Source organism: Amycolatopsis sp. WAC 04197 (genome assembly GCF_003947475.1).
GTDB classification, from domain to species: domain Bacteria; phylum Actinomycetota; class Actinomycetes; order Mycobacteriales; family Pseudonocardiaceae; genus Amycolatopsis; species Amycolatopsis japonica.
Window position 1 is genome coordinate 175,696 of record NZ_QHJK01000010.1, and the last position, 12,538, is coordinate 188,233.

Here is a 12,538-nt window from a genome sequence, read left to right on the forward strand (position 1 = left end):
ACCAAACGCGAACGTGGCCGGAACCCGGGATCCGCGAAGAAGATGGCGGAGCTGCTGTGGTCAGCCGAGCCCACTGCCGGGCGGGAACCATTCGACGGCCTTGAAATCCCCGCTTTCGACCCGTTCGAAGGTCGCGCTGCTCAGACACGGCGGCACGATCTGCTTGTGCTCGGGATCCGGCCCCCAGCTGTAGCCGAGCCGATCACGCTTGCCGCTGTCGTACACCGTCATCCCGACGCGGCGGTCCTTGAGGCCGGGGACGTCCGTGTCCTCGACGATGCCGGTGACGACGGCGACCGGGCCGCCGACGACCAGGCAGTCGATCCTGCCGCGGAAGTAGGCGGAGAATCCGTCGCCCACGTGGCTCACCCGGAACGTCCCCCCGCTCTCCGGGAAGAGACCGTGCGCGTCGAAGGCGAACCGGACGTCCTGGCCGTCCTTGCGCAGCATCTTGGCGCTGCCGACGAGACTCGGCTCGGCCGGTTCGCCCTTGCCCGCTTCCGCACCCGACGCCGGACCGGCCGCGACGAGTGTCGTGGCGAGGACCATCGCGGCGCCGACGGCCGCGAGTTCTCGTGATCGTTTCATGTTCCACCCCTTGAATCCCCTGGTCGCGGAGCGTTTCCGCACCACTCACCATCCCGGGATATCGGACGGTGACGACTCCCCCGCGCAGGGGAAGCGCCTCCCTCATAACGGGGATTTCCCGTATTTGGGATACCAACCGCCGCACACTAGGCTGAGCGCGTGACCTCGACGATCGCGGTGACCCGGTGGATTCCCGACGAAGCGCTGAAAGTGCTCGCCGAGGCCGGGGAGGTGAAACTGTCGCGCGCCGACCGGCCGCTGACGCCGGACGAACTGCGCGAGTTCGTCCGCGGCTCGTCCGCGATCGTCGGCATGCTGCACGACCGGATCGACGGGGAGGTCGCCGACGCGGCGGGCCCGGACCTGAAGGTCGTGGCGAACGTGGCCGTCGGCTACGACAACATCGACGTCCCGGCGCTGGCCGGCCGCGGCGTCACCGTCACCAACACCCCCGGCGTGCTCACCGACGCCACCGCGGATCTGGCGTTCGGGCTGATCCTCGCGGTCACGCGACGGCTCGGCGAGGGCGAACGGCTGATCCGCTCGCGCACGCCCTGGTCGTTCCATCTGGGTTTCCTGCTCGGCTCTTCGTTGCAGGACAAGACACTCGGGATCGTCGGGCTCGGACAGATCGGGCAGGCGGTCGCGCGGCGGGCGCTCGGTTTCGGCATGCGGATCGTCTACTCAGGACGATCGAGGGCCGACGAAGACGTCGAGAAGACCTTGGGCGCGAAGTACATGCCCTTCGACGAACTGCTGCGAAGCTCCGACGTCGTGTCCCTGCACTGCCCGCTGACGCCGGAGACCCAGCATCTCGTCGACGCGGACGCGCTGAAGGCGATGAAACCGGGCGCGTATCTGATCAACACCACACGCGGTCCCGTCGTCCACGAGGCCGCGCTGGCCGACGCGCTCGAAGCCGGGGAAATCGCCGGGGCCGGCCTCGACGTGTTCGAAGCCGAACCCGAGGTCGAACCACGCCTGCTGGATCGCGAAAACGTCGTCTTGACGCCGCATCTCGGATCGGCGACGGTCGAGACCCGTACTGCCATGGCCGTGCTCGCGGCCGAGAACGTCGCGTCGGTGCTCACCGGCGGAAACCCGCTGACGGAGGTTCGTCCATGACTCGTGTGGTCATCGCGCCCGACAAGTTCAAGGGAAGCTTGACCGCGGTCGAGGCCGCGGAGGCGATCGCCCACGGCGTCCGCGACGCGCTGCCCGAAGCCGAGGTTTCGTCCTGCCCGGTCGCCGACGGCGGCGAAGGAACACTCGACGTCCTCGTCGCGGCGGGTGGCCGTCTCGTGGAACTCCCCGTCCGCGGGCCGCTCGACGACACCGTCGACGCCCGCTACGTGACCCTCGACGGCACGGCCTACATCGAATCGGCCCGCGCCTGCGGGATCGAATTCGTCGAGCCGAGCCCGCAGGTGGCGCTCGCCGCGCACACCTGGGGCGTCGGGGAACTGCTTGCGCACGCGCTCGACAACGGCGCGCGGCAGCTGGTGCTGACCGTCGGCGGGACGGCGAGCACCGACGGCGGCGCCGGGATGCTGGCGGCGCTGGGTGCGGGGGTCTTCGACGCGTTCGGCGCGCCGGTCGGGCTCGGCGGCGGCACGCTGGGCCGGGTCGCGCTGGCCGAACTCGGCCCGGTGCGTGAACGGCTCGGTTCCGTCGAGGTCGCCGTCGCCACCGACGTCACGAACCCGCTGCTCGGCCCTCGAGGCGCGGCCGCGATCTTCGGCCCACAGAAGGGCGCGGGCCCGCGCGAAGTCGAGCAACTGGACGAGTCCCTGTCCCGCTGGGCGCAGGCGTTGCGGACCGCCGGTGCGCCCGATGTCTCCGATGTTCCCGGAGCGGGCGCGGGTGGCGGAGTCGCGGCGGGCGCGATCGCGGGACTCGGCGCGAGCGTCGAATCCGGTTTCCAGCTCATCGCCGGGCTCACCGGGGTCGCCGGCGCCATCGAACACGCCGACCTCGTGATCACCGGCGAAGGCTCGCTGGACGAGCAGAGCCTCGACGGCAAGGCACCGGCGGGCATCGCGGCCCGCGCACGGGAACACGCGGTACCGCTGATGGTGCTGGCCGGGCGGATCCAGCTGGACGAGAGCCAGCTCACCGGCCTCGGGGTCGTGGGCAGCGCCGCCCTGATCGACCACGCGCCTTCACTCGACCACGCGCGTGCGCACGCGGCGGAACTCCTGCGCGAGCGAGCCGGCGAGCTGGTCCGCGCCTGGGCCCGTACTTGAGCCTGGGCAGCGACGCCTGCCCGCGGGCTCAGCTACCGGGCTGGGGCTGAGCCTGCGGAAGTACGGCGAAGGCGACTTCGCCGGTTTCGTCCTGCTGGACGTCGAGGACCTTGTCGTCGAGCAACGCGGCCGCTTCCGGCTCCAAGAACACCTTCGGGCCGCCGTCGGCGCCGAGGACCTTGTCGCCGCTTTCCGGCTCCGGAGCGACGGAAACCGCGAGCTGGGGATTGTCCCCCTGCTGGGAATGCATGGCGAACCGCAGCCCGCCTCCGTCCTGGCCGTTCTCCTGCCCGGTCAGTGCGGTGATCGCCTCGGCGGCGGCTTCGGTGACTGTCAGCATCTCTGCCCTTCCTTCGTCGCGGTCTTGCACTTGACCGACCACGCTAGGGGGTGTCGGCATGGCCCGCCGTCTGAGTGAAGATCATTTCTCGCCGACGTCCGGCTCCTCCTCCGCCAGCCGCATGGCGTGCGACTCCCCTTCGCGGATCTCCGCGGGTGTGGTCCCGAACCGGTCGGCGCCACTCCAGTGCTCGGGCGGTTCGACCCCTTCTTCGAGCGGGTCGACGCGGAGTTCGTCCTCGTCGAGCGCCTCACTGGGATCCAGCGTTTCCGGCTCCGCGCTCTCACGATCGCTCATCGGCCGCTCCCTCCTGGTCGGACGTTGCCCGGGGCGTGCTGTACTCGACCCCGTCCCGGTGGCGTACCCGGCGTCTCCGCAGGCCAAACGGCGGCGCTGTCGCGGGGATCACAGTTTCTCAGGTGGTTCATTAGCTTCACAAGTTTGTGAAACAAGGAGTAGCGTCGTCGGTATGACCACCACCAGGTGGGCGCCAGGGCACCGGATCATCCGGCGCGCGCCGGAGCGGCACCACGAACTCGGCAACCACGCCGCTTGGTACGTCGTCGCCGGCGTCGCCGCCACCGGCCTGCAGGCGGTGCTGTTCCTTCTCCTGCAACCGATCCTCGGCCCGCAGTTGGCCAATCTGGTCGCGCTCGCGGTCACCACCGTCGGGAACACCGAGTTCCACCGCCGGGTCACCTTCGCCACCCGCAAGAGTCACGCGGGCAAGCGGCATTTCCAGGATCTGGTGACCTTCGCCTTCTACGCCGTGTACGGCTCGATCGTGCTCGCCTCCCTCGACGCGGTGGTCACCGAGCCGACCGCACTGGAACAGACCGGCGCACTGCTCGCGGCCAGCGTCGTGGGCGGCATCGCGCGCTTCGCGGTTCTTCGCTGGTGGGTCTTCGCGCGCCGGAACGCCTAGGCGCAGGCTGGCCGGACACCGCCTAGTCTTCATCGCGTGGCAGAGATCAACGGCCCGCACGACGGCGGCTCGGAACCCGACTACCGCTTCACGCTCGCCAACGAACGGACGTTCCTCGCCTGGCTCCGGACGGCACTGGGCCTGCTGGCCGGCGGCGTCGCCGTCCATCAACTGGTCCCCGATCCGAGCGCGCTGAGCACCGTCCTGGCCGGGCTGTGCGTCGTACTGGCCGCCGTGCTCGCGGCGAGCGCCTATCCGCGCTGGCGGCGGGTGCAGACCGCGATGCGCACGGGGCGGCCGCTGCCGAAGAGCGGGATGCTGCTCCTGCTGACCGCCGGAATCCTCGTGATCACCCTGACCGCCGCGGCACTGGTCGTCTTCTCGTGAACCCGGCCGATCACGGAGCGCAAGCGGAACGGACGGGGCTCGCCTGGCGCCGGACCGCGCTCGCGGCTACTGGCTGCACACTCCTTCTCCTGCACACCGCGGCCCGGCGAGGATGGGGCACGGCGGTCATCCCGGTCGCCTTCGCGGGGGCCATGGTGATCACCTTGACCGCCGTCGGCGCGATCCGTGAACGAGCACTGCGCCGTCCGGAAACCCCGAAACCTCTTAACCCGATCCTTGCTGTCACAACGTCGGCACTCGTCGTAGCGACGGCGGCCGCGCTGATCGCGGTGCGCTAAGTCCCGCGCACATCCAGCGACGCCGGAGCCTCTTTTCGCGACGCAGAGTCTCGGTTGTATTAAGCCGACTCCGGCGAACGGGCTATCTCTAGTTGAAATCTTTACTGCCGTCCGATCCACGCTTACGATTACGCTGCGTCGCAACGGCGGCAGATGGATCTGATCTTACGGAGCATCTGCCGCCCTCAATCGTTACGGAGTGTTGACCCCTCGACAGCGACGGTCGCAGGGTCGGCCGGGGAGGACGACCATGCAAGCAACTTCAAGCGCGTCCAGAACCGTCACCCCCGATGCGGTCCCCGGATACACGACTCCGGAGCACCTGCCTCGACCGGGCGGACGGCTGACGAAGGAGGACCTCGATCCCCTCGTCAAGGACGCGGGCGACGGGAATCCCGCCGCGATCCAGTCCCTGCTGCGGATGATCGGCCCCGTCGTGGTCCGGTACTGCCGCGCCAGAATGGGCGGCCGCGACCTGTCCTACCTGTCGGCGGACGACGTCGCGCAGGAAGTGTGCATGGCGGTGCTGAAAGCACTGCCCGGCTACCAGGATCGCGGCGGCTCGTTCCTCTACCTCGTGCACGCCATCGCCGCCAACAAGGTCGCCGACGCCTACCGCGCCGTCTCCCGCGACCGGTCGGAACCGGTACCGGAACTGCCGGAGCGGCCCATCGGCGACAACGAACCCGAAACCCACGCCCTGCACCTGGACCTCGGTGCCCGCCTCAACCGCCTGCTCTCCACCCTCCCGCGGGTACAGCAGGAGATCCTCGCCCTCCGCATCGCCGTCGGCCTGTCCGCCGCCGAAACCGCCGAGGCACTCGGGATCTCCGCCGGCAACGTACGCGTGACACAGCACCGCGCACTGGCCCGCCTGCGGACGATGGTCAAACAGGACGAGTTCTGATCTTTTCTCCCCCTGCCGCAGGTCGTCGATCGGCGGTTCTCAGGCGCCCGGACCCCGCGCCGCCCACTTTCTTCCTTCCCCCGGTTTCCCGCCGGGGTTTCGTCGTATCTCGTGACTCGCGTGAAGGTGGCGTCCTCGCCTGACGGGTTCAAGGGACGGTTCTCTTGTCCGGTTTCGCGGGGAGTCGTGAGTGGTAAAGAGGGTTAGAACGACCATCGCCACTCACGACCCCCGGGCAATACTGCGCAGCGTCACGTAAGGCGATAGGCCCGCCGCGCCGTCCCGTCGAAGAACTCCAGCCGCTCGGCGTCGCTCAGCGAACCCGTGAGCGAAAACGCCGTGTCCACGACGACCTCGTACGCGGCCGCCAGTTCGCAGACCGGCCAGTCGGAGCCGAACATCAGCCGCGAAGCCCCGAACGACTCCAGCACGTGCTCGGACCAGCGCGCCAGCTGACCGACCTTCCACCGCGCCCAGTCCGCCTCGGTCACCAGCCCCGAAAGCTTGCAGTACACGTTGTCCAGCTCCCCCAAGGCCGCGACACCGTCCGCCCACGGCTGCCATTCACCCGAGGCGATCGGCGGCTTCGCGGCGTGGTCGAGGACGAAAACCTGATCCGGCAACGCTTTCGCGGCGGCGAGGGCCGCGGGAAGCTGCGGCGGCTTGACCAGCAGGTCGTACGCCAGTCCAGCCTCGCCAAGAGCGGCGAGACCGCGCAGGACCTCGGGCCGCGTCAGCCACGACGGGTCCGGCTCGTCCTCGACCTGGTGCCGGATTCCCACCAGCGGCCCGGAAAACGCGGCCAAGCGCTCGGCGACGTCGGGAGCGGTGAGATCGGTCCAGCCGACGACGCCGGCGATCAGCGGTTCGTCCCGCGCCGCGGAAAGGAACTCGCGCGTCTCCTCCTCCGACGAGACCGTCTGCACCAGCACGGTCCCCTTCACCCCCGCCGCCTTCGTCACCGTGCGGAGATCGTCCACTGTGTACGGACGCCGGATCGGCTCCAGCGCCGTGCCGGTCATCCACGGGTAGTCCCGTCGCGACGGGTCCCAAAGGTGGTGGTGCGCGTCGATCACGACTGTCCTTCCTCCCGCAGCACGGTGTCCTCACGCAACAGTCCCGCACGGATCAGGTCCGTCCACAACTCGCGCGGCACCGGGCGGCGGAAGCGTTCGGCGTTGAGCCGGACCTGGTCCGGATCGTGCGCGCCGACGACGACGGACACCACCGAGGGATGCGCGGCGGGCAGCGCCAGCGCGGCTTGCGGGAGTTCGACACCGTGCCGCGCGCAGACGTCGGCGATCCGCTGGGCGCGTTCGACCAGTTCGGCCGGGGCCTCGGCGTAGTCGTACATCGTGCCCGGTGCCGTGGTCGCGAGGATCCCGGCGTTGAACGCGCCGCCCGCCACCACGTCCACCCCGCGTTCCGCGCACAACGGGAGGAGATCGTCGAGAGCGGGCTGGTCGAGCAGGGTGTACCGGCCCGCCAGCAGGATCACGTCGAGATCGAACCGGCGGACGAACTCCGCGAGCATCGGCGCCTGGTTCATCCCGGCGCCGATGGCGTCGACGACACCCTGCTCGCGCAATTCGAGCAGCGCGGGGAACGCTCCGTTGACAGTGTCCTCGAAGTGCTCGTCGGGGTCGTGCACGTAGACGACGTCGACGCGGTCGAGTCCGAGCCGCTCAAGACTGTCCTCAAGCGACCGAAGGATCCCGTCGCGGCTGAAGTCCCACCGTCGTTTGTACGCGGCGGGAACGACGAAACCCTGCGAGTCGGTCCGCGAAGCACCGTCGGGATCGGGCTCCAGTACCCGGCCGACCTTGGTCGACACCACGAAGTCCGCGCGGGGATACGCCGAAAGCGCCGCGCCCAGCCGTCGTTCCGACAGCCCGAGCCCGTAGTGCGGGGCGGTGTCGAAATAGCGGATGCCTTCGTCCCACGCCTGGCGGACGGTCGCTTCGGCCGTCTCGTCGGTGATGGCGTGGTACAGGTTGCCCAGCTGCGCGCAGCCGAGCCCCAGTGGGGACAGGGGAAGCTTCACGGAAGCTCCCAGACGAGGCCGATCCCCGAATCGTTGCCCGAGTAGTCGTCCTCGACGTCGAGCAGTTCGGACATCCGAGCTTGCCAGGGAATATTGGCCGGATGATCGCGCAGGACCGCGCGCATCTTCGCGTAGTCCTCGACCTCGACCACGTGGAACAGGTCGAGACCGTCCCGCCAGATCCGCCACGAACGCACCCCCGCACCGCGCAGGGCTTCGTCCAGGTCGGGCGGGATGACGGCGTGGACCGACTCGTATTCGGCCTCCTTGCCCGGCTTCAGCCGGGTGTGGAGTGCCACTCTTTGTAGTGCGACACCGTGGGTCACCGCGCCTCCTTCATTCGAAACATGGCACTCTGTCAACTAACACTCAAACATCCGAGGTCTTCGGGGAGGGCGGTGGAACATGCCGGTCACCGATGTCGCGATCGACAAGATCAAGGACATGATCATCTCCGGCGAGCTTGCTCCGGGCGACAGGCTGCCGAAGGAGGCCGAACTGGCCCAGCGGCTCGGCCTGTCCCGCAGTTCGCTGCGCGAAGCGGTGAAGGCACTGTGCCTGATCCGCGTGCTCGACGTCCGCCAGGGCGACGGGACGTACGTCACCAGCCTCGAACCGAATCTCCTCCTCGACGCGATGACGTTCGTGGTGGACTTCCACCGCGACGACACCGTGCTGGACTTCCTCGCCGTCCGCCGGATCCTCGAACCGGCGGCGACGGCGCTGGCCGCACTGCACATGAGCGACGAGGACATCGCGGAACTAGGCCGCCTGCTCGACGAACTGGCCGACTCGCCGACGGTGGAGGCGCTGGTCGCGAACGACCTGCAGTTCCACCGCAAGATCGCCGACGGCTCCGGCAATCCGGTGCTGTGCTCGCTGCTGGACAGCCTGTCCGGCCCCACCGCGCGCGCCCGCATCTGGCGCGGGCTCACCCAGGAGGGCGCGGTCGCGAAGACCCGCGAGCAGCACACGGCGATCTACGAGGCCATCGCGGCCCGTGAACCCGAACTCGCGCGTTCGTGGGCCACCGTGCACGTGGCCGGCGTCGAGCAGTGGCTCCGCAATGCGCTCGGCACCGCCGACGACCCCACCGCGGCCGCCGAAGCTTCCTGACACCGCTCTCTCCTCTCTCACGCCCTCTAACCGGCCCTTCGCGCGCTAGGAACGGTCCTTTCCTCGCAAAATTTGCAAGGAAAGGACCGTTCATCGCATCGGCGAGGGGGCTAGGTCTGGGCCTTCCCACCGGCGTAGCGGGAAATGATCAACGCGACCAGGATGATCACGCCGTAGATCGCCTTGAGCCATTCCGGCGGCACCTGCGCCACCTGCAGCAGGTTGGTGACGGTCTGCAGCAGCAGCACACCGGTGAGCGCCCCGACCAGGGTGCCCTTCCCACCGTCCAGTGAGACACCGCCGATCACCGCAGCGGCGAACACCTGAAGGATCAATCCGTCGCCCTGGTCCGCGCCGAGCGCGCCGACGTACCCGGTGTACGCGAGCCCGCCCAGCGCGGCCAGCACACCGGCCACGACGAAGACACCCCACGAGATCCGGTCGACGCGGATACCGGCGGCCCGCGCGGCTTCCCGGTTGCCGCCGATGGCGTACAGCGACCGGCCGATCCGGTGATACCGCAACCCCAGCCCGAACACGGTGAACAGCGCCGCGGCCAGCCACACCGACATCGGCAGCCCGATGAACGTGGTGGTGGCGAGCGCGGTGAACACGTCCAGCTGGTCGAAGAGCGTCTTCCCCTGGGTGGAACCGATCTGCGTGCCGCGCAGCACCGTCAACATCGCGAGCGTGACGATGAAGGCGTTCAGCTTCAGTTTGACGATCAGGAAACCGTTCACGAAGCCGACCGCGGCACCGGCCACCAGCACGGCGAGGATGCCCGCGAAACCGGGGATCTCGGTGCCGAATCCCGAAGAAGCCACCGGGATGACCAGCATCGCGCCCAGCGCGGGCGCCATGCCCATGGTGGATTCCAGTGACAGGTCGAACTTCCCGGTCAGCAGTACGAGCGATTCGCCCAGCACCACCATCGACAGCGCGGCGGAGGCGGACAGGATCCCGACGATGCTGCCGAAGGTCAGGAACGTGTCGCTGATCAGTCCTCCGATGATCAGCACCACGACGAGCGCCGGCACGAGCGCGAGTTCGCGCAGCCAGCGGAACTTCCGGCGCTTCGGCGGGGCCGTGAGCGTCGAAGTCTTCGGATCGGTCATCAGTTCGGTCACCGCTCGACTCCTTCGATGTCGGCCACCAGGTCGCCGTCGGACCAGCCCGCCCGGTGTTCGGCGACCACGGCGCCGGCACGCAGCACCAGCACCCGGTCGCTCAGGCGGAGATCGTCCAGCTCGTCGCTGACGATCAGCACCGCCTTGCCCTCGGCCCGCACCCGGTCGACGACCGCGAGCAGCGCCTCCTTCGATTTGACGTCCACACCCGCGGTCGGGTTGATCAGCACCACCAGGCGCGGGTCACCGGCCAGCGCACGGGCCAGGACGACCTTCTGCTGGTTGCCGCCGGAAAGGTCGGACACCGGCTGGTCCGCGCCGGCAGCGACGATGTCGTAGTCCCGCAACGCCCGCACGGCCCGGCCGTACCGCGCGCCCGGCGCGGCGAGACCGCCCTTGCCCATGCGATCCAAAATGGACAGTGTGGCGTTGTCCGCGATGGAGTGCTCCAGCACCAGTCCTTCGTGATGGCGATCCCTCGGCACACAGCCGATCCCGGCGCGGATCGCGGCCGGGATGTCGCCCGGTTTCAGCGGTTTCCCGTCCACCCGGACCGTGCCGGAGGACGGCGAACGGAGTCCGTACACGGTTTCGGCGACCTGATGCTTGCCGCTGGCGTTGCTGCCAGCAAGCCCGATCACCTCGCCGCGGTGGATCCGGAACGTCACGTCCGCGAAGCCGTCACCGGAAAGCCCGTCGACGGCCAGGACCTCGGCGGCGTCCTCGTCCAGCGCCTCGCGCGTGGCGGCGTCGCGGACGGAAAGGCCGCCCTGTTCGCCGGTCATCGCGTCGATCAGTTCGGCCCGGCCGACCTCGGAGACCGGCGCGGTCAGGATGTGCTTGGCGTCGCGCAGCACGGTCACCGCCTGGCACACCTCGTACACCTCGTGGAGGTGGTGCGAGATGAACAGGAACGTCACGCCGTTCGCCTGCATCTGCCGCATCCGCGCGAAAAGCCGGTCGATCGCCTGGCTGTCCAGCTGCGCCGTCGGCTCGTCGAGCACGATGAACCGGGCACCGTACGAGAGCGCCCTGGCGATCTCGACGAACTGCCGGTCCTCGACCGAGAGCTCGCCCGCCGGAGTGTCGACGTCGACCCTCACGTCCCAGGAGTCGAGCAATTCCCTAGCCTGACGGCGCAATCGCTGCCAGCCGATCGCGAAACCCTTGCCCGATTGGCGATTGAGGTACAGGTTCTCCGCGACGGTCAGCTGCGGGACGACCATCGCGTGCTGGTAGACGCAGGCGACCGCGCGTTTCCAGTCGTCCTGTCTGGACAAGGGCGGCGCGGGGACACCGCCGAACTCGACGTGACCGGTGTCCGTTTTGGACAGTCCGGTGAGGATGGAGACGAGCGTCGACTTCCCGGCACCGTTGCGGCCGACGAGCGCGTGCGACTCGCCGGGGTGCACGGTGAGGCTGACGTCGGACAGCGCCACGGTCGGCCCGTAGCGTTTGCCGACACCCTGTGCGCTGACCACCGGCACGGCGGCGGACCCGGCGGGCAGCGCGCTCACAGGTTGTTCCCCCAGAGTGCCTTGTCGTCCACGTTGTCCTTGGTGACGACGGGCGCGGGGAGCTGGTCTTCGAGGATCCCCGGCCGGACCTCGACGACGGTGCTGCCGTGATCGGTCGGCCCCGCCTTGAAGGTCTCCCCCGCCATCGCCTTCTTGATCCAGTACATGCCGTACTTGGCGTAGTCGTCGGCGGGCTGCGAGACGGTCGCGTCGAGTTCACCCGCGCGGATCGCGGCCAGCTCCTGGGGAATGCCGTCGTTGCTGACCAGCACCACGTGCTTCGGATCGCCGACCGGGAAGGAGAGGTTCTTGCGTTTGAGCGCCTGCTGGGTCGGTGCCAGGTACACGCCACCCGCCTGCATGTACACGGCCTTGATGTCCGGGTTCGCGGTCAGCAGGCTGTCCAGGCCGGACGAGGCTTTGTCCGCCTTCCATTCGGCGGCGACCTCCAGCACCTGGACGCCCGGGAACTTCGCCTTCATGCACTGCCGGAACGCTTCGGAGCGGTCGCGGCCGTTGACCGAGGCCAGATCGCCCATGACCTGCACGACCTTGCCCGAAGTGACCTTCGCGCCGATCGCCTCGCACGCCTTGGTGCCGTACGCCTTGTTGTCCGCGCGCACCACCATCGCGACCTTGCCGCCTTCCGGCGCGACGTCGACGGCCACCACGGGGACACCCTTGTTCTCCGCCGCCTTGAGGCCCGCCACGACGGCGGCGGAGTCCAGCGGCGTCACGACCAAGCCCTTGATGCCCTGGTTGAGCAAGGTGTTGATGTCGGTGATCTGCTTCGCCGGATCGCTGTCCGCGTTGACCGTGGGCAGCGCCTCGACGCCCTGCTCCTTCGCCTTCTGCGGTACGTAGTTGTTGTAGGCCTGCCAGAACGGCGAGGTCAGCAACGGGATCGTCGCGCCGACCTTGCCGCCCCCGCCCTGGGGAGCATTGGCTGCGTTGTTCTTAGTGGACCCGCAGGCCGACAGCGCCAGCCCGAGCGCGGTGGCCGCGGCGGCCACCTTGATCACCCTCGTACGCACCGCATCCT

At 69.0% G+C, this 12,538-nt stretch carries 15 protein-coding genes and 1 pseudogene; 7 read left to right on the top strand and 9 right to left on the bottom strand.

Annotation, left to right across the window (positions count from 1 at the left end):
• Positions 1–60 precede the first annotated feature (60 nt).
• A complete protein-coding gene (locus tag DMC64_RS33355) occupies positions 61–588 on the bottom strand; it encodes a hypothetical protein (protein WP_125736740.1) in 528 nt (175 codons plus the stop codon).
• Positions 589–747: 159 nt separating this feature from the next.
• Here DMC64_RS33355 and DMC64_RS33360 point away from each other — a divergent pair, with 159 nt between their 5' ends.
• Together DMC64_RS33360 and DMC64_RS33365 are read left to right on the top strand one after the other, a co-directional pair.
• Positions 748–1,713, top strand: a complete 966-nt coding sequence (locus DMC64_RS33360; RefSeq protein WP_125736741.1) for a D-glycerate dehydrogenase — start codon at positions 748–750, stop codon at positions 1,711–1,713.
• On the top strand, positions 1,710–2,834 hold the full coding sequence (locus DMC64_RS33365) for a glycerate kinase (RefSeq protein ID WP_125736742.1): 1,125 nt from the start codon (positions 1,710–1,712) through the stop codon (positions 2,832–2,834). Before DMC64_RS33360 ends, DMC64_RS33365 begins: the two co-directional genes overlap by 4 nt.
• 28 nt (positions 2,835–2,862) lie before the next feature.
• On the opposite strand, the gene DMC64_RS33370 is transcribed toward DMC64_RS33365, so the two are convergent.
• The gene (locus tag DMC64_RS33370; protein WP_037342176.1) at positions 2,863–3,174 is read right to left on the bottom strand and encodes a hypothetical protein; all 312 of its coding nucleotides are present in this window, start codon (positions 3,172–3,174) and stop codon (positions 2,863–2,865) included.
• Between the two features lie 96 nt (positions 3,175–3,270).
• Positions 3,271–3,471 (bottom strand): annotated as a pseudogene (locus DMC64_RS33375) (hypothetical protein); the annotation flags it as partial.
• A gap of 172 nt (positions 3,472–3,643) precedes the next feature.
• On the opposite strand from DMC64_RS33375, the gene DMC64_RS33380 reads away from it, so the two are divergent.
• The 4 genes from DMC64_RS33380 to shbA all read left to right on the top strand — a co-directional run bounded on the left by DMC64_RS33380 (position 3,644) and on the right by shbA (position 5,692).
• Positions 3,644–4,099: a GtrA family protein gene (locus tag DMC64_RS33380; protein WP_125736743.1), complete on the top strand. Its 456-nt coding sequence runs from the start codon at positions 3,644–3,646 to the stop codon at positions 4,097–4,099.
• A 36-nt stretch (positions 4,100–4,135) separates the two neighbouring features.
• Positions 4,136–4,486, top strand: a complete 351-nt coding sequence (locus tag DMC64_RS33385; protein WP_125736744.1) for a YidH family protein — start codon at positions 4,136–4,138, stop codon at positions 4,484–4,486.
• Entirely contained in the window at positions 4,483–4,785 is a 303-nt protein-coding gene (locus tag DMC64_RS33390; RefSeq protein ID WP_125736745.1) for a DUF202 domain-containing protein, read from the top strand. The genes DMC64_RS33385 and DMC64_RS33390 overlap by 4 nt, the downstream gene beginning before the upstream one ends.
• Positions 4,786–5,035: 250 nt before the next feature.
• On the top strand, positions 5,036–5,692 hold the full coding sequence (shbA, locus tag DMC64_RS33395; RefSeq protein ID WP_016336345.1) for an RNA polymerase sigma factor ShbA: 657 nt from the start codon (positions 5,036–5,038) through the stop codon (positions 5,690–5,692).
• A 251-nt stretch (positions 5,693–5,943) separates the two neighbouring features.
• Here the strand turns inward: shbA and DMC64_RS33400 are convergent, their stop codons facing one another.
• Genes DMC64_RS33400 through DMC64_RS33410 form a run of 3 tightly spaced genes read right to left on the bottom strand, consistent with a single transcriptional unit; the run spans position 5,944 to position 8,035 of the window.
• A complete protein-coding gene (locus tag DMC64_RS33400; RefSeq protein ID WP_125736746.1) occupies positions 5,944–6,768 on the bottom strand; it encodes an amidohydrolase in 825 nt (274 codons plus the stop codon).
• Complete coding sequence (locus tag DMC64_RS33405; RefSeq protein ID WP_125736747.1) at positions 6,765–7,736, bottom strand: aldo/keto reductase; 972 nt, start codon at positions 7,734–7,736, stop codon at positions 6,765–6,767. Before DMC64_RS33405 ends, DMC64_RS33400 begins: the two co-directional genes overlap by 4 nt.
• Entirely contained in the window at positions 7,733–8,035 is a 303-nt protein-coding gene (locus tag DMC64_RS33410) for an L-rhamnose mutarotase (RefSeq protein WP_016336348.1), read from the bottom strand. Before DMC64_RS33410 ends, DMC64_RS33405 begins: the two co-directional genes overlap by 4 nt.
• A 106-nt stretch (positions 8,036–8,141) precedes the next feature.
• Here DMC64_RS33410 and DMC64_RS33415 point away from each other — a divergent pair, with 106 nt between their 5' ends.
• On the top strand, positions 8,142–8,852 hold the full coding sequence (locus DMC64_RS33415; RefSeq protein ID WP_125736748.1) for a FadR/GntR family transcriptional regulator: 711 nt from the start codon (positions 8,142–8,144) through the stop codon (positions 8,850–8,852).
• 110 nt (positions 8,853–8,962) lie between these two features.
• Here DMC64_RS33415 and DMC64_RS33420 read toward each other — a convergent pair whose 3' ends face one another.
• From DMC64_RS33420 to DMC64_RS33430, 3 genes are read right to left on the bottom strand one after another with little or no spacing between them, the layout of a single operon-like run.
• Positions 8,963–9,979 (bottom strand): ABC transporter permease, encoded by a 1,017-nt coding sequence (locus DMC64_RS33420; RefSeq protein ID WP_037342171.1) that lies wholly within the window; start codon positions 9,977–9,979, stop codon positions 8,963–8,965.
• Positions 9,976–11,496: a sugar ABC transporter ATP-binding protein gene (locus DMC64_RS33425; RefSeq protein ID WP_125736749.1), complete on the bottom strand. Its 1,521-nt coding sequence runs from the start codon at positions 11,494–11,496 to the stop codon at positions 9,976–9,978. The genes DMC64_RS33420 and DMC64_RS33425 overlap by 4 nt, the downstream gene beginning before the upstream one ends.
• On the bottom strand, positions 11,493–12,530 hold the full coding sequence (locus tag DMC64_RS33430; RefSeq protein ID WP_233629901.1) for a sugar ABC transporter substrate-binding protein: 1,038 nt from the start codon (positions 12,528–12,530) through the stop codon (positions 11,493–11,495). The genes DMC64_RS33425 and DMC64_RS33430 overlap by 4 nt, the downstream gene beginning before the upstream one ends.
• Positions 12,531–12,538 lie beyond the last annotated feature (8 nt).